The 16,001-nt window shown below is 62.9% G+C and carries 19 protein-coding genes; 12 read left to right on the top strand and 7 right to left on the bottom strand.

The genetic code is table 11. The features are described 5' to 3' along the window. Nucleotides 1-33: 33 nt before the first annotated feature. From NKI79_RS00095 to NKI79_RS00075, 5 genes are all read left to right on the top strand, one after another. Nucleotides 34-1,095, top strand: a complete 1,062-nt coding sequence (locus NKI79_RS00095) for an ABC transporter permease (protein WP_254819719.1) — start codon at nt 34-36, stop codon at nt 1,093-1,095. 53 nt (nt 1,096-1,148) lie between these two features. Then, complete coding sequence (locus tag NKI79_RS00090) at nt 1,149-2,153, top strand: sugar-binding protein (protein WP_254819720.1); 1,005 nt, start codon at nt 1,149-1,151, stop codon at nt 2,151-2,153. A gap of 48 nt (nt 2,154-2,201) precedes the next feature. After that, a complete protein-coding gene (locus NKI79_RS00085) occupies nt 2,202-2,951 on the top strand; it encodes a glucose 1-dehydrogenase (protein ID WP_352799235.1) in 750 nt (249 codons plus the stop codon). A gap of 184 nt (nt 2,952-3,135) precedes the next feature. After that, complete coding sequence (locus NKI79_RS00080; protein WP_352799233.1) at nt 3,136-4,047, top strand: DUF930 domain-containing protein; 912 nt, start codon at nt 3,136-3,138, stop codon at nt 4,045-4,047. Nucleotides 4,048-4,215: 168 nt separating this feature from the next. Further along, nucleotides 4,216-5,016 (top strand): class I SAM-dependent methyltransferase, encoded by an 801-nt coding sequence (locus NKI79_RS00075; protein ID WP_352799231.1) that lies wholly within the window; start codon nt 4,216-4,218, stop codon nt 5,014-5,016. A 122-nt stretch (nt 5,017-5,138) separates the two neighbouring features. On the opposite strand, the gene NKI79_RS00070 is transcribed toward NKI79_RS00075, so the two are convergent. From NKI79_RS00070 to NKI79_RS00050, 5 genes are all read right to left on the bottom strand, one after another. Continuing rightward, on the bottom strand, nt 5,139-5,714 hold the full coding sequence (locus tag NKI79_RS00070; protein ID WP_352507160.1) for a dihydrofolate reductase family protein: 576 nt from the start codon (nt 5,712-5,714) through the stop codon (nt 5,139-5,141). Between the two features lie 90 nt (nt 5,715-5,804). Then, the gene (locus NKI79_RS00065; protein WP_254819403.1) at nt 5,805-6,338 is read right to left on the bottom strand and encodes an SRPBCC family protein; all 534 of its coding nucleotides are present in this window, start codon (nt 6,336-6,338) and stop codon (nt 5,805-5,807) included. After that, nucleotides 6,335-6,727 carry an ArsR/SmtB family transcription factor gene (locus tag NKI79_RS00060; protein ID WP_352799230.1) on the bottom strand — a complete coding sequence of 131 codons (393 nt, stop codon included), beginning with the start codon at nt 6,725-6,727 and terminating at the stop codon, nt 6,335-6,337. The genes NKI79_RS00065 and NKI79_RS00060 overlap by 4 nt, the downstream gene beginning before the upstream one ends. Nucleotides 6,728-6,870: 143 nt before the next feature. Next, complete coding sequence (locus NKI79_RS00055) at nt 6,871-7,227, bottom strand: ankyrin repeat domain-containing protein (RefSeq protein WP_352799229.1); 357 nt, start codon at nt 7,225-7,227, stop codon at nt 6,871-6,873. Continuing rightward, on the bottom strand, nt 7,194-7,505 hold the full coding sequence (locus tag NKI79_RS00050) for an ankyrin repeat domain-containing protein (protein WP_352799228.1): 312 nt from the start codon (nt 7,503-7,505) through the stop codon (nt 7,194-7,196). Before NKI79_RS00050 ends, NKI79_RS00055 begins: the two co-directional genes overlap by 34 nt. Before the next feature lie 229 nt (nt 7,506-7,734). Here NKI79_RS00050 and NKI79_RS00045 point away from each other — a divergent pair, with 229 nt between their 5' ends. Next, nucleotides 7,735-8,589 (top strand): aldo/keto reductase, encoded by an 855-nt coding sequence (locus NKI79_RS00045; protein ID WP_352799226.1) that lies wholly within the window; start codon nt 7,735-7,737, stop codon nt 8,587-8,589. A gap of 185 nt (nt 8,590-8,774) precedes the next feature. On the opposite strand, the gene NKI79_RS00040 is transcribed toward NKI79_RS00045, so the two are convergent. Next, nucleotides 8,775-9,080 (bottom strand): hypothetical protein, encoded by a 306-nt coding sequence (locus NKI79_RS00040; protein WP_023677305.1) that lies wholly within the window; start codon nt 9,078-9,080, stop codon nt 8,775-8,777. Nucleotides 9,081-9,315: 235 nt separating this feature from the next. Between NKI79_RS00040 and NKI79_RS00035 the strand changes: the two genes are divergently transcribed. Further along, nucleotides 9,316-10,608, top strand: coding sequence for an Nramp family divalent metal transporter (locus NKI79_RS00035; protein ID WP_352799225.1), 1,293 nt, complete (start codon nt 9,316-9,318; stop codon nt 10,606-10,608). Nucleotides 10,609-10,640: 32 nt separating this feature from the next. Here the strand turns inward: NKI79_RS00035 and NKI79_RS00030 are convergent, their stop codons facing one another. Then, complete coding sequence (locus tag NKI79_RS00030) at nt 10,641-10,850, bottom strand: hypothetical protein (protein ID WP_254819408.1); 210 nt, start codon at nt 10,848-10,850, stop codon at nt 10,641-10,643. A 307-nt stretch (nt 10,851-11,157) separates the two neighbouring features. Here NKI79_RS00030 and msuE point away from each other — a divergent pair, with 307 nt between their 5' ends. Genes msuE through NKI79_RS00005 form a run of 5 tightly spaced genes read left to right on the top strand, consistent with a single transcriptional unit; the run spans nt 11,158 to nt 15,880 of the window. Continuing rightward, on the top strand, nt 11,158-11,715 hold the full coding sequence (gene msuE / locus NKI79_RS00025; protein WP_352799224.1) for an FMN reductase: 558 nt from the start codon (nt 11,158-11,160) through the stop codon (nt 11,713-11,715). A gap of 52 nt (nt 11,716-11,767) precedes the next feature. Beyond that, the gene (locus tag NKI79_RS00020; RefSeq protein ID WP_352799222.1) at nt 11,768-13,132 is read left to right on the top strand and encodes an LLM class flavin-dependent oxidoreductase; all 1,365 of its coding nucleotides are present in this window, start codon (nt 11,768-11,770) and stop codon (nt 13,130-13,132) included. Between the two features lie 40 nt (nt 13,133-13,172). Then, a complete protein-coding gene (locus tag NKI79_RS00015; protein WP_352507152.1) occupies nt 13,173-14,021 on the top strand; it encodes an ABC transporter permease in 849 nt (282 codons plus the stop codon). 57 nt (nt 14,022-14,078) lie between these two features. Beyond that, nucleotides 14,079-15,077 carry an ABC transporter substrate-binding protein gene (locus tag NKI79_RS00010; RefSeq protein ID WP_352799221.1) on the top strand — a complete coding sequence of 333 codons (999 nt, stop codon included), beginning with the start codon at nt 14,079-14,081 and terminating at the stop codon, nt 15,075-15,077. A gap of 32 nt (nt 15,078-15,109) precedes the next feature. Beyond that, nucleotides 15,110-15,880: an ABC transporter ATP-binding protein gene (locus NKI79_RS00005; protein ID WP_502909778.1), complete on the top strand. Its 771-nt coding sequence runs from the start codon at nt 15,110-15,112 to the stop codon at nt 15,878-15,880. Nucleotides 15,881-16,001: the final 121 nt, after the last annotated feature.

Raw genomic sequence — 16,001 nt, 5'->3', positions numbered from 1 at the left:
CAGGGCTCAGTCGAAGAACATGGCCGGCCGGTCATGTCGGATTTCGTTCCGACCAAGGAAAAAACAGTTCTCCAACGTGTGATTTCAAGTCAGCCCTTCTGGGTGACGATCGCGCTCATTGCGCTCGTTATGTTGATGACTGCGATGGAGCCGAGCTTCGGCACCTCTGAAAACGTCGCCAATGTGACGCGCAATTTCGCACCTTTCGGCATCATGGCACTTGGCATGACGATCGTCATCATCACCGGCGGTATAGATCTGTCGGTCGGCTCCGTCATGGGTCTCGTGGTCATCGTCGCCGGCCTGTTCCTCACCTGGCACTATCCCTGGTACGTCGCCTTCGCCATGGGCCTTTTCTCCGGTCTGGCCTGTGGCGCGGTCAATGGATTCTTTGTCGCCTATGTCGGGATGCCGTCCTTTGTGGTCACCCTCGGCATGCTGTCCGTCGCGCGCTCGCTGGCGGTCGTATTCTCGGCCAACCAGATGCTCTACCAGTTCGGGCCCGATGCCCCGATCGTAAAGGCAATCGGTCAGTGGAAATGGCCGCGGCATGGTCTGGACGACTGGGCACCGCATTGGATACCAGAACTGTCGTCACAATTCTGGACCATGGTGATCCTGGCCCTGATTGTCGGCTTCGTGTTTAACTTCACTGCCTGGGCCCGGCATCTCTTCGCCATCGGCGGCAATGAGGAGGCGGCACGACTCACCGGCGTTCCGGTCAACTGGATCAAATTCCAGGCCTATGTCTTCTCGGCTTTCACCGCCGCGCTCGCCTCGCTCCTGCTCCTCGGCTATAACGGCTCGGCCATCAATGCCATGGGCCAAGGCTATGAGCTGCGCGTTATCGCCGCGACAGTCATTGGCGGCGCCAGCCTCATGGGCGGCGCGGGCACGGCCTTCGGTGCGATCATCGGTTCCGCCTTCCTCGAGGTGATCAGGAACGCGCTGCTGATGGCCGGCATCGATTCAAACTGGCAGGGTGCCTTCGTCGGCGCCTTCATCGTTCTTGCGGTTCTCTTGGGCATGCAAACCGGCGGCAAATCGATTCTCGCCGCGTCGCTGGCAGTCTTGATGCCCAAAAAACGCCGCTAGAAACCCGCCGGCGGGAGGCTTGCGGGACATCACACCAAGGAGGAGAACGTCACATGAAAAAACATCTGCTCACGGCCGCCGTCGCGCTTGGCGCAATGGTGCTCGCCGTTTCCGGCGCCCAGGCGAAATACACCTTCGCCCTGGTGCCGAAGAACATGAACAATCCTTTCTTCGACCAGGCACGCGACGGCTGCAAGAAGGCCGAGGCCGAATCCAATGGCGCTGTGGAGTGCATGTATATCGGTCCCGGCGAACATGGCGGCGGCGACGAGCAGGTGCAGATCGTGCAGGACCTCGTGGCCAAGAAGGTGGACGGCATCGCCGTGTCGCCTTCGAACGCCGCGGCGATGGCGGTTGCGCTGCAGGCCGCCAAGGAGGCCGGTATCCCCGTTCTCACCTGGGACTCCGATCTCCTGCCCGAAAACAAGGATCTGCGCGTTGCCTACATCGGCACCCACAATTACGAGATCGGCGTGAACCTCGCCAAGCTTGTCATGCAGATCAAGCCCAAAGGCGGCACGATCTGCATCCAGTCCGGCGGCGCCGCGGCGGCCAACCACAACGAGCGCATGCAGGGCATTCGCGATACGCTTTCGGGCACCAAATCGGCGGCCTCGCCCGGAGATCGGCTGACAGGCCAGAACGGCTGGACCGAAATTGAAGGCTGTCCGCTCTACACCAACGATGATTTCCCGCTTTCGGTGCAACAGTTCGAGGATATCATGGCGAAAAACCCGAACCTCGACGCGTTTGTCCCAACCGGTGGCTTCCCGCAGTTCATCCCTGATGCCAACCGCGCCGCCGTCGCACCGTACAAGGACAAGATCGCCTCGAAGGCCCTGGCCCTTGTCGTCGCCGACACGCTTCCGGTACAGATCGACCAGATGAAGGAAGGTTTCTCGCTTGGCCAGGTCGGCCAGCGGCCGTTCGAGATGGGCTACAAGACGATGATGGCGCTAAAGGACATGAAGGACGGCAAGGCTCCGCCGGCCGACCCGACCTACACGGGCCTCGATGTCTGCACTCCGGAGACAGCCGACACCTGCGTCGCCAAATAGTGCTTTTGGGCGGGAGGAAACTCCCGCCCTTTTCCATAGGGGATCTCAATGCCGGAATTGTTCTCGCTCAAGGGCCGTGTCGCATTGGTCACGGGTGCCTCGCGTGGTCTTGGTTTTGCCATGGCCAAGGCACTTGCGGAAAACGGCGCGACGGTGGTCGTCAATGCCCGCGACGTGGCCGCCCTTTCCGCCGCGGCGGACAGGATCGGTGCAGAAGCCCTGCCGTTCGATGTCACCGACGCGGCGATCTCAAGGGCGTCGCTCGAAGGGATCGTCGAACGCCTCGGCCGCCTCGACATTCTGGTCAACAACGCCGGCATCCAGCATCGTAAACCGCTGGTCGAATGGCAGGACGAGGATTTCGACCACGTGGTTGCCGTCAATCTGTCGGCTTGCTTCCGCATGATGCGCGACGCGGTGCGCCTGATGCTGCCAAACAAGTTCGGGCGCATAATAAACACCGGATCGGTCGCAGCGATCCTTGGCCGTCCCACCATTCACGCCTATGTGGCGGCAAAGGCGGGGCTGCACGGGCTGACACGCTCCACTGCCGCTGAGCTGGGCCGCCACGGCATCACCGTCAACGCGATCGCCCCAGGCTATTTCGCCACCGAACTCAACACCGCACTTATGCACGACGAGGCCTTCACCAAATGGGTCGAGGCACGAACCCCCGCGGGCCGCTGGGCCCAGCCTGAGGAACTCGGCGGAGCCGTAGTGTTTCTCGCCTCCGACGCTGCCGCTTACGTCAACGGGCACGTGCTGGCCGTTGACGGCGGGCTATCGGTTTCCCTGTGATTTCAACCGGCGACACCGTGCCGACAGGGCGTGCCTGCTAGCCGCCTGAAATGACGACTTGCTGCATACGCTGCTAGCCCGGTCCCCCTGCGCGGACGCAGACGCCACACGATTGGATGACGCGCCGTATTGCAGCCGCCGACTTTCGATTCGCAGCGGGTTATTTCGACGTCTGGCGGCATCGATGCTTGATGCCGCCAATATTTCATTCCACACACCGGCCACGATGAGAAACGACATACGGGATCAGCGCCGGGTATTCGGGTGGGCCTTGCCCACTTCGATTGCCCTGCATCTGCTCATCGTCGCGTTTTTGTTGTTCGGACTGCCGGCAACGCTGTCGCAGCCAGGGAAGGAGCAGGCCATTGCGGTGGATATCGTGCCGCCGCCTAAACCGCCGGAAAAAACCAAACTTCCGTCTCCCGCTGAACCGCCCAAGCCGGAAAAGCCGCCGGAAGCAAAGGTCGAGCCGCCGGCGAGCCGTGAGGTCGCCACGCAGAGACCTGTCTTCCAATTCGGTGAGAAGGACGCCGGTCCGCGCAAGTCTCTGGACGGCAACAGTGCGGAGGATGGTTCGGAACAACCGCCGGCGCCGCAAGATCCCAATAGCCAGGATATTGCACAGCCACCTGCTGTGACTGCGGTCGAGGGGAAAGACCAGGCTCCGCCGCCTGGCGCATCACAGCCGCCGAAGCCCAAGCCAGCGGACGTCGCTAACGTGCAAAAGCCGTTGACGCTTGAAGAAGCGAAAAGATTGTTCTCGCAAGCAGCAACCGATGATCCAATCGCGACAACCGCCATGAGAAACGTGCCGCGCCCCGAGCGGATCGGTCAGCTCTGCTTCTGGGAACTGCGCGAACAGTTGCGCCACGCCTCGCGCCCGTATTTTCCCGACGTCTTGCGACCGTTCAGGTTGAAGGCCGGCAATATCATGCAAGTCTCCAGGACCGAGTTCCGCGCCAGCGGGCAGTGGTACGCCCTGAGCTTTCGTTGTGAGGTCGATCCGGACGCAACGAAAGTCGTGTCCTTCGCCTTCCGTGTTGGAGATCCAGTGCCAGCGCCGCGGACTGCCCGCCAAATAGCTGGCCCAGACTGATCGAGGTCGGCTCGCCGGCCGCATCAAAATCCACGACGCCGGCGAAGTCTTCGCGCCCCGGCACGCGTCGAGGTGGCTTTCGCCAGCAGCCGCCTCAACGTGGGACGAATGCTCGCCCGCCTTGGCAATCGCTGTTTCGAGGTTTAGCTTATGCTAAGGGAGGGTTCGATGACTTCAAGTTTCAACGTTCACCATGCTGCCGGCTATGAGCAGCTCATGGGCCGCTGGAGCCAAAGGCTCGCGCCGCTGTTCATCGACTTTGCGGGCCTTAAAGACGGCGAAAAGATCCTCGACGTCGGTTGCGGCACCGGCAGTCTGACCTTCGCGCTCGTCAAGGCCGCTGACCTCCGTGAGGTCGCCGCGATCGACTTTTCAGCCGTTTTTGTCGAGGAGGCAATCCGGCGCAACTCCGATCCGCGGATAAAAATCCGTCAGGCGGATGCCTGCGCCCTGCCCTTTGAGGACGGCGCGTTCGACCGTGCCCTGGCCCTGCTCGTGCTCCATTTCGTGCCCGAAGCCGGCAAGGCAGTCGCCGAGATGCGCCGCGTCGTGCGGCCGGGCGGCGTGGTCGCGGCGACGGTATGGGACCATCTCGGCGGCATGCCGGGGATGCGCATGATGATCGACACGGTGGCGGTGCTCAGCGAAGGCGGACGCCAGCTACGCGCCCGCTATTGCACGCAGCCGATGATGCAGCCGGGTGAAATGAAACGGACCTTTGTCGAGCAGGGTCTCCGCGACGTTACGGAGACCGAGCTGATGATCCGCATGGACTATCAAAACTTCGGCGATTACTGGGCGCCGATAGCCGCCGGCGAAGGGCCGCTCGGCAAGTATGTGGCCACGCTCGATCCAGAAGAGCGGGCGCGCGTCGACGCCGCCATGCGCGACGCCTACGAGGCCGGCCGGCCCGACGGCCCGAGATCCTTTGCGAATGTCGCGTGGGCCTGCCGCGGTATCGTTGCCTGACCGGCCGGCAGCCGGGATGCATTCTTCGCATAGGAAGCATCGCTCTCCTCGCGCCGGCTTGTCCCGCTGTTGACGGGACGGCCTCCGCTTCGGCCCCGCTAGATCCGCCAAGGGTGGCTGCGTTAGCCGATCCCGTAGACCAGCCTGACGCGGCCGTCCGAAAGCTGCTCCACTTTGCGCAGTTCGAGCCCACGACGATTTTTCGCCGTCCCAAACAGCGCCTTTCCTTCACCGGCGAGCAGCGGATAGACGATCAGCCTGAGCTCATCGACCAGCCCGGCATCGATAAGGCTCGCGGTAATTCGGGCGCCGCCCATAAGGTAGATGTCTTTGCCGGGCTTCTGTTTCAGCGCAGCGATATCCTCGAAATTCCGCACGAAGCGCGTCTTTGGCCAGGCGGCCGAAGTCATTGTGTTCGACAGCACATAATGCGGGGTCTGCGCGGCGAATCGGGCCCATTCGAGCTCGGCCGGCTTCGGCAATTTGCCGGTCATCGGCAGGGGCTTGTCGGGCTCGTTCTGGATGGCGCTCCAGTAGCGCTCGTAGCCGGCATACATGACGCTGCCAAGCAGGCAGGCGTCGATTTGCGGCGTCAGGCCATATTCGTCCGACCACGCGTCGACCCAATCGGCGTAACCCTCGGGCCCCTCCATCTTGCCGTCGACGGAGATTTTCATTCCAGCGATCAATTTGCGCATGACTTCCTCCATCAGGCTTGCGGGATGCAAGCACGTTTCATCGCTTCGTGTTGCTGGCGGCGACCTCAGGGATGGACGCCGCGAGTTACATCAGGCCGGCAGGCGGCGATCGTATTCTTCCCGCAGGCGGCTCCAGCCGTCCCAGAACGAGGTCGGCGTCTTGCCAGCCAGGCGGGCGGCCAGCAGGTCGAGGTGTATGTGCCAGCCGGCCGTGATGTTGAGCTGGATTGCACGTTCCGGCAGGCGGCGATGGACGACGGTGAGCAGCACATCGCTACCCTTCGCCTCCAGCAAGAAGGAGACGCCGCCGGTATTTCCCCAGGTGATGGAAAGCTTGCGCGGCGGATCGAGGTCGGTGATCCGGCCCTCCATCCGATGCTCTTCGGGAAAGCCCGCGGGGCGCTGGCCAGGCGGGTCCGTCAGCTCGTCGTTACGCCAGACCAATTCGAACGAACTGCCCGCCTTCATTTCCATCTGCCCCGCTGCCATCCACTGCCGGCGCAGGTCACTCTCGGTGAGATAAGCCCAGACGCGCTCGATGGGTCCGGGCAAAAGGCGCTGGATGGTGAACGTGGCGGGCTCGCTCAGCGCGCCATAGGCGTCGATGCTTCTCATCTGGTTCATTGCTCGTCTCCTTCTTTCGGATTGGTGGGCGATTTCCTGGGCTCATCCTGGGCTTTGCGTGCGTCCTCTTCGCGAAGAAGGCGTTCGAGAACATCGAGACGACCTGTCCAGAAGCGCTCGTAGAAGCTGAGCCACTGATGGGCGCTGGCCAGCGGTCCGGGGGCTAGTCGGCACAGATGCGTGCGGCCCCTCACCTCTCGACGAATAAGCCCTGCGTTCTCCAGCGCCTTGATGTGCTTGGAGGCCGCCGCGAGCGACATCGCGAAGGGTTCCGCCAGCTGGCTTACCGTTTTCTCGCCATCGGCGAGATCGCGAAGCATGTGCCGGCGCGTGGCGTCGCCAAGGGCGTGAAAGACCGCATCCATCTGAGGTGTTTGTAATTCAACCATGTAGTTGAATATAGACGCACGCTTTGAGATAGTCAACCGTTTGGTTGAATAAATTATGTGAAGCGCCGCAGGGCGGTTTGCGCCATCGAGCGCATCGACGTGACGGGAGATACGGACGGCCCGCGACAGTAAGGGCGAGGCCCTTATTTGCCGTTGAAGAAACTGTGGATCGCGGCTTCCAGCTTTTCGATAAGCTGAGGGTTGTGGCAGCTGCCAGCCCAGATCAGGGCGTTTAGCCTTATTTCTTTGTTGATAAAGCTCACTTTCCCAGAATCCAGCAGGTATTCCGCGATCTCGTAGTGCCGCCCTTTGATAGCCTCGATGAGCGCGTTGTTTCTCCCCGTCTTGTCGGTCAGATTTACTTCCGCGCCATTCTCCACGAGCAACTTGACGACTTCGAGATGCCCGTTCTTCGCCGCCTCGATAAGAGCCGTTCTGCCGTAGTAGTCAGCTCGCGCGTTGATCTCTATTTGGGGTGTCTCACGAGGCCTGAGATACACGCGTAATGTCCCTTGGCCGACGCAAGGCTCAAGGGCGTGCTCTTCCACTTGTTTCTGGCATTCACATCGATTTCCGGGTCTTCGATCAGCACCTCGACCACCGCTGTGCGGTCATTGAGGGCTGAAAGGTGAAGTGCAGACCAGCCGCCGTCGTCCGACTGATTGATGTCGGCGCCAGCCGCCAATTCCGATCGAACCGCATCCGCATCGCCTTGTTCTGCCGCGACCAGCAGGGGCGACCAGTCTCTTGCTCCTTCGCCTTCCAAGCTGTTGGTCAACGCAGTCGCCTCCTCGGATAGTCCACAGAATACCACAGAATCCGCGACAGCGGGATCGTCCTGAATGGAGTTCCCTGGACTCCGTGGGTCACAGAGAGCTGTCGGCCCGAAGCGGAAGATCAGCGCTTCACGTCCGTCTCCTCACATTCTCATGATATCGACTGGCTTTGGCGGCCATCCAGACTAGATAGAGCGTGCGCCGGGCGGAACGATGCAGAAGGACCTGAACATGCCTGAACAGATTACCCTGGATAGACCTGAACAAATCAGATTGAACGACTGCTCCGCCATTCCGCAAATCGGCCTCGGCGTGTGGCAGGTCGATCCAGCCATCACCGCCAAGGTGGTGCGCTGGGGAATCGAGGCCGGCTACAGGCTGATCGACACCGCCGAAGGCTATCAGAACGAGGAAGGTGTCGGGCAGGCAATCCGCTCGGCCGGCGTGCCGAGAAGCGAGTTGTTCATCACCTCGAAACTGCGCAACGGCGCGCATCAGCGCGACGCCGCCTTGCGCGCCTTCGATGGGACGATGAGCAAGCTCGGCATCGGGCACATCGACCTGTTCCTGATCCATTGGCCGGTACCCAGCCAGGACAGATATGTCGAGGCCTGGAAGACGCTGATCGAACTCAGGCAATCAGGCCGCATCAAGTCGATCGGCGTTTCGAACTTCAACCAGGACCATCTCGAACGAATCATCAGCGAGACCGGCGTCACGCCGACCGTCAACCAGATCGAGCTCCACCCCCGCTTCCAGCAGCGTGACAAACGTGAATTCCACGACAGGCACAACATCCGCATCGAGAGTTGGAGCCCGCTGGGCAGCGGCCGGCTGTTGAGCGATCCGACGCTTGAAAGCATCGCCAGGAAACACGGCAAGTCGGTGGCGCAGACGATCGTCAGGTGGCATCTTCAGGAAGGGCTGATCGTCATTCCAAAGTCGATCCACCAGGACCGCATCGCCGCCAATTTCGATGTCTTCGATTTCGAGCTGGAAGCGAAGGACCTCGAGCTAATTCGGGGCATGGATTCGCCCGACGGCCGCACCGGCCCGAACCCCGCTACGGCCGCATTCCTGTTCTGAGGAGGCGGGCCAACCGGGAGGGAGATCGGCAGCTTCAATAGGCCGCGCCCTTCTTACAGCGTCGGAGATTAACGAAGGCCGCGATGAGGGCCAATCTCCCCCTGAGGGCCCCTTGAGGGGGAGATGGCCGGCAGGCCAGAGGGGTGCTGTCCCGCCAGCGATCAAGACCACCCTTCCCGCTAGCCTCATATCCCCGAGCCATCCACCAACGGCACATCTTCCCCTTCCCAGGGACTAGGCATCGATCCCTTGCTCAGATTGGCCGACGGCAGCGGCATCCAGCACTTCAGTTCGGGTTCGGCATATTCGACGATGCGTCCTGGCGACGAATCGGAAGCGCGCCAGCCTTCGCTGCCGAACTGGTCGGCGCGGGCCCAGTAAGCCATGTCGACCTCGGCCGGACCCTGTTCGGACGGCCGAACCGTGACAAGGATTCTGCTGCCGTCCCTTGGCGCGCTCGACATGTGGCGCCACTGACCGGGCTCGTCCATTGCATTCCTCCTGCGATCTTCGCCTCGAACGGATAGTCGCTTCGAGCTCGGAAGCGGTCAACCCGAACTTTTTTGCCTGAGGCAAAACCCTGCCCCGTCGTCGCGGAACAAGTCATGGCACGCCGGGTTTGGGCAAGTTGTTGAAGGAAGCAAAAATGAGACCAGCGCCCCGACCGATCCTTACCATTGGTGCATGGCAGGCCGCGTCTTTCGTTCGCAACCCGGTCCGGTCGCAATGAGGCAGGCCGGTTCTGACCATTCCCACCCACCCAAGGAGGGCAAAGGCGGCATAGGACGAGCGCTCGGCCTCGGCCTGATAACCGGGGCAGCCGACGACGATTGTTCTGCGATAGGCACCTATGCGAGCGCCGGCGCCCGCTTCGGACCCGACCTGCTTTGGACGGCTCCGGTGACGTTGCCGATGATGTATGTGGTCGTCTACCTGTCATCGAAGCTTGGCCAGGTATCCGGGCGCGGATTGTTCCACGTCATCAAGGACTTCTATCCGCGGTGGCTGCTCTGGTCGGTGCTGTTGGGTGTTCTCGTCGGCAACACCATCGAGGCAGCGGCGGATCTTGGTGGAATGGCGGCCGCAATCAACATGTTCGTGCCACTTCCCATCCCGCTGATCGTGCTGTTCGTCGCCGCCATCATCTTCGCCCTCCAGGTCTTCGGCTCCTATACTTTGATCCGCAACATCTTTCGGTGGCTGGCGTTGGCACTGCTCGCCTATGTCGGTGCCGCCATTCTGGCCAAGCCGGACGCCGCGGCCGTACTGCGCGGAACGCTGCTTCCGCGGATCGAATTCAACCGTGAGTTCCTGTCGATCCTGGTCGCCATTATCGGCACGACGCTGTCCGCCTATCTCTACACGTGGCAGTCCAATGAGGAGGTCGAGGAGGAGATTGCCCAGGGGCGAACGACGCTCGGGCAAAGGAAGGGCGCTACCGACAGCGAACTCCGTCGCTCTCGCCGGGACATCCTCATCGGCATGATGTTTTCAAATCTCATCATGTATTTCATCATTCTGTCGACGGGTGCTACGCTCTACAAGACGGGCCACCACGATATCGACACGGCTGCGCAAGCGGCGGAGGCGCTGCGCCCGCTAGCCGGGCAGGCCGCAAGCGTCCTGTTCGCCGCAGGCGTGATCGGCGTCGGTTTCCTAGCGGTTCCTGTCATGACTACCGGCGCTGCCTATGACGTGGCACAAGCCATCGGCTGGAAAAACAGCCTGCACGCCCGGGCTCGAGAGGCGCCCAAATTTTATCTCGCCATCGGATTTTTTACGGTGATCGCCGCCGGCCTCAACTTCCTCGGCTTCAATCCGATGAAGGCGCTGGTCTGGTCCGGCATAGTTCAGGGCTTCTCGACGCCGCCCTTGCTGCTGCTCATCATGCTGATGACGAACAGCCGCAGGATCATGGGCAACCAGGTGAACAGCCGCAGCACCAACATACTCGGTTGGGCAACGACCGCCGCCATCTTCTCGGCGACGATCGGCCTGGTGGCAACCTGGTTCATGTGATCAGGCAGGACAAAAGGACGCCGCCGGTTGAGTTAACCCGTCCCGCTTGCGGATTGTCCCAGCTTTGCCGGTCCTGGAAATTCCACTACGTCGCCCATCGGCCGTTTGTATTGCACTGCGACAATCGCATCGATCAGATGATCCACAGCCGCACGAGCCGTGCGGCTCGTCTCGTCCTCGCCGCTCAAATAATGGCTGGCTCGTTCAAGATGGAGGTGTGCGGCGGCAAAGTCGCTTGTCATCGGCTTCTCCCTGTTGCCCGCCGGCCGGCAAGATGACCGCCTCGATTTACCCAAAAGCAAATATCCACAGCCGGATTTGAATCAAATTGACCTGATTCACCGCAGCCCGAAGGACAAGGTGCTGGCAGGCCTGTGCGCCGCTGGTTGATGCGCTGCGCCGGCGCAGTACGCCGCATTGAATGAACCAACTACGGGCGGTGTTCCGCAAACTCCGTTCGCTCAATGCGCTACCTTTGAAATTTTCTCGCTCTTTTAATTCTATAAACTCTCTAGACTTAACATAGATCATTTGGACAGGGAGCCAGGAATGTCGAAAAAGCTCGTGGTAGGGCTGTCGGGCAATTTGACCCGGCCGTCGAAGACCAAGGCGTTCATCAGCCACATTGTCGGGCAGGCCGCAGAAAGCATCAGTGCGGCCTCCGCCGTCTTCGACATCGAGGATCTCGGCGCGTCCCTGCCGCAGGCAAGGCGCCTCGGCGACCTCGACCCGGCGGCGCGCAACATCGTCGAACGGCTGCTGGGCGCCGACATCCTGGTGGCCGGCTCGCCGACCTTCAAAGGGAGCTATACCGGGCTTTTCAAGCACTTCTTCGACCTGCTCGACCCGTCATCGCTGAGGGGCAAGCCGGTCATCCTTGCCGCGACCGGCGGCGGCGAACGCCATTCGCTGATCGTCGAGCACCAGTTGCGGCCATTGTTCGGCTTCTTCGAGGCGCTGACCGTGCCGACCGCGATCTACGCCTCCGAGAAGGATTTTGCCAATGGCGTGCTGGTGTCGGAAGCCATCCACGCCCGCGCCCGGCAAGCGGTTGCCGAGGCATGCCGGGTGACCGGGGTGCCCTACGGCGTCGGCCTTGCCGCCTGAACGCACCACTGACCCGAGATTCGCCCCCCGATCCACCCAGGAGCACGCCGCGATGACCAGATCCACCAAATCCAGGCAAATCAAACTTGGCGCTTTCCTGCCCGGCGGCGGACAGCATATCGCCGCCTGGCGTCACCCCGAGGCGCCGGCCGATGGCGCCACCAGTTTCGAGTTCCACAAGCAGCTCGCCCTGACCGCCGAGCGCGGCCTGTTCGATGCCTATTTCCTCGCCGACAATCTGACGGTCGGCCTCGGCGCCCGCGAAGGCGGCAACGCCAAGATCGCCGGCTTCGAGCCGGTGACGCTGTTTGCAGCGCTGGCGCCGCTCACCACGCATCTCGGCTTCATCGCCACCGCCTCGACCACCTATGAGGAGCCCTACACGCTCGCCCGCAAATTCGCCTCGCTCGATCATCTGTCGAATGGCCGCGCCGGCTGGAACGTCGTCACTTCGGCCGGCGACGAAACCGCGCGCAACTTCAATCGCGATACGCAGCCTGCCCACGCCGAGCGCTATGCCCGCGCGCATGAGCATGTCGAAACGGTCAAGGCGCTGTGGGACAGCTGGGAGGACGACGCCTTCATCCGCGACAAGAAATCGGGGCGCTTCTACGACAAGGACAAGCTCCACGACATCGACCACAAGGGCGCGCATTTCAGCGTCAAGGGTCCGCTCAATGTGCCGCGCCCGGTGCAGGGGCACCCGGTCGTGGTGCAGGCGGGACAATCCGAAGACGGTCGCAAGCTCGCCGCCGCCTCGGCGGAAGTCATCTTCACCGCCCATCAGAACCTGGCGTCGGCGCAGGAATTCTATCGCGACATCAAAGCCCGCGTGACAGCGGTTGGCCGCGATCCCGAGCAGGTGCTGATCATGCCGGGCGTGGCACCCTTCGTCGGGCGCACAGAAGAAGAAGCGCGCGCCAAATACCAGCAGCTGAACGACCTCATCTTGCCTGAGGACGGCGTGGCCCTGCTCAATGGGCTGGCCGGCCAGACGCTCGACATCAGGGGCTATCCGCTCGACGGCCCGCTGCCGCCAAGCAAGGAAACCGAAGGCATGAAGAGCCGCCAGGCGCTGATCCGCCAGATTGCCGACGAGCACAACTTCACCATCCGCCAGCTCTATCAATGGGTGGCGACGGCCCGCGGCCATTACACCGTCATCGGCAGCGCCACGCAGGTCGCCGACCAGCTGGAGGAATGGTTCGGCAACGAAGCCGCCGACGGCTTCAACATCCTGCCGCCCTGGCTGCCCGGCGGGCTCGACGACTTCGTCGAGCTGGTGATCCCCGAACTGCAGCGCCGCGGCCTGTTCCGCACCGCCTATGAAGGCAGGACGCTGCGCGAGAACCTCGGCCTGAGGCGGCCGGAAAACCCGTGGACCGCCGCCCGCTCGGCCGTGCTGGCCGCCGAATAATTCCACGAAGCCCACTACCCTCGAAGCGAGAGGCACGACGATGACCTTGCAGCACATCGAACAGGCCGCCAGCCTCGGCACGCGTGACAGCACGACAAGCCTCGGCTCGGATTTCCTGCGCCTAGGCGGCCGGGCGGGAATTCGCTTCCTGTCGCGCTACGGCGTCCTCATCGCTTTCCTCGCAATGTGGCAAGCGTCGAGCAGCGCCGGCTGGGTCAACGCGGCCGTGCTGCCGCCGATCGACATGATTGTCGCGGCACTTTGGAAGGGACTGGCCGGCGGCACTCTGCTCGGCGACATCGCCATCAGCCTGCAGCGCGCCGGTCTCGCCTTCGCGGCCGCCGTGCTGGTCGCCATCCCGCTTGGCCTGTTCATGGGCCAGGTGCGCGCGGTCGAGACCGCGCTCGATCCCATCCTGCAGGTCTTCCGCCAGACCTCGGCGCTGGCGCTCTATCCGGTGTTCATCCTGCTGCTCGGGCTCGGCGAAGCCTCCAAGGTGTTCGTCATCTTCTGGGCGACGCTGTTTCCGCTGCTGCTCAACACCATCGGCGGCGTCAAGCAGGTCGATCCGAAACTGCTGGAGATGGCGCGCGTCTATGGCGCCAGGCAGCTCACCGTCTTCCGTCGCGTCGTGCTGCCCGGCGCCGTGCCCTCGATCTTCGTTGGGCTGAGGCTCAGCGCCACCACGGCGCTGCTGCTGTTGATCGCGTCCGAGATGATCGGCGCCAACAAGGGCATCGGCTTCCAGGTGATGAACGCGCAGTACAACTTCCAGATACCGCTGATGTTTGCGGCAATCGTCATCCTCGCCGGCCTCGGCCTGATCGCCAACCAGGCACTGGTCAGCCTGCAGCGGCGGCTCTGCCGCTGGAGCAATGCCGTCGACTGACCACCGCCTTTATGAATCTCAACCAGGCCAGAACTCAAATCAGGAAAGACCCGGACCATGAAAATCTCCCGCCGTTCCCTGCTTGCCGGCGCGCCCTTCGCCGCCGGCCTTCTCGCCGCCGGCCTGCCGCGCTTCGCCTTTGCCGAAGCCGCACCAGTGAAGTTCCGCTCCCTCGCCAGCCGTGGCAGCATCTCTCCGCATGAGCTGGCCGGCGAGCTCGGCTATTTCAAAGGCCTCGGTATCGAGGTGGAGAATGTCGGCTATTCCGGCGGCGGCCCGGAATCGTTGTTTGCGCTCGCCTCCGGCAGCGTCGATATTGGCTCGGCCGCAACCGCCGCCGTGATCAATTCGATCTCCGGCGGCAACGACTTCGTCGCCGTCTATCCGAGCAACGGCATCAACAGCAAGGTGCGCAGCGTCTTCTACGTGCTCGACGACAGCCCGATCAAATCGATCGCCGACATTGCCGGCAAGACCATCGCCGTCAACACGCTCGGCGCCCATCTCGACTACACCGTGCGCGAGGCGCTGCACAGCGTCGGCCTGTCTCCGGACGCCGCCAATCTCGTTGTCGTACCCGGACCGCAGCTCGAGCAGACCTTGCGCTCCCGCCAGGTCGACATCGCGGCGCTCGGATACTGGCAGGCGACGTTTGCCGGGGCGCTGGTCGACAATGGCGGCGTTCGCGGCGTGTTCAACGACACCGACGTACTGGGCGAGCTGGCCGGCGGCTTCGTCGTGCTCAGGCGCGACTTCATCGCCGCGCATCCGGACGCTGCCCGCAATTTCGTCGAGCAGTCGGCGCGCGCCTCCGACTGGTCGCTGCAGAACCCCGACGAAGCGCGCAAGGTACTGGCAAACATCCTCGACAAGCGCGGCGAGAACGGCGAGCTGGCGCGCTACTGGACCGGCTTCGGGCTGCGCCAGGGGGCCAAGGCGACGGACCGCGACATCGACTTCTGGGTCAGCGTGCTCGAACGCGACGGCCGCCTGCCAAAGGGTAAGCTGAAGGCAGCGGACATCCTCTACCGGCCCGGCGAAACCAAGACCAACTGAGAAGGCCAACCGGCAAGACAATCAGCTGGGAGATGAGCGCGATGAGCGGCACAAGCGGCGGTGAGGTCAGCATACGCGACCTGTCCAAATCGTTCAGCATCGGCGGGCGTTCGCTTGCCGTGCTGAGGACCCTCAATCTCGACATCCGCTCGGGTGAATGCCTGGTCATCGTCGGCGCCAGCGGATCGGGCAAGACCACGCTGCTGCGCATCCTGGCCGGACTGGAGGCGGCCGACAGCGGCGGCGTCGCCATCGACGGCAAGCCGGTGCACGGCGTCGGCGCCGAGCGCGCGGTGATTTTCCAGGAGCCGCGCCTGCTGCCCTGGCTGACGGTGCTCGGCAACGTCGCCTTCGGCCTCGAAGTGCGCGGCGTGCCGAAGGCCGAGGCCGAGGAACGGGCGCGCTTCTATATCGCGCTCGTCGGCCTCGCCGAATTCGGCGATGCGTTTCCAAGGCAGCTGTCGGGCGGCATGGCGCAGCGCGTCGGTATCGCCCGCGCCCTAACCGTGCAGCCCGAAATCCTGCTGCTTGACGAGCCGCTAGGCGCGCTCGACGCGATGACCAAGATCGGCATGCAGGAGGAACTGGCGCGCACCTGGAGCGAGGAGAACGTCACCATGGTGATGGTGACGCACGACCTCGAGGAAGCGATCTACCTCGCCGACAGGGTGCTGATCCTGCCCAAGGAGAAAGGCGGCGCGGCGCGGCTGATCGACATCGACCTGCCCCGCCCGCGCGAGCGCAGCGAAAGCCGCTTCGTACGCTACCGCGAAGAACTGCTGCGCGAATTCGGGCTGCACTGAAAGCCGCCTAAGAGGGCTTGGATTCCGCGTCCCGCGAAGCGGGGAGAGGTGTCTCGGCGAAGCCGAGACCGAGAAGGGCCTTCCTTCCAGTTGCCAGCACTACGCTCTTTCCAGGAACCGG

The organism is Mesorhizobium sp. M0340 (assembly GCF_040321535.1).
Classification (GTDB): Bacteria; Pseudomonadota; Alphaproteobacteria; order Rhizobiales; family Rhizobiaceae; genus Mesorhizobium.
This window is presented reverse-complemented; position numbering and strand designations above follow the sequence as displayed.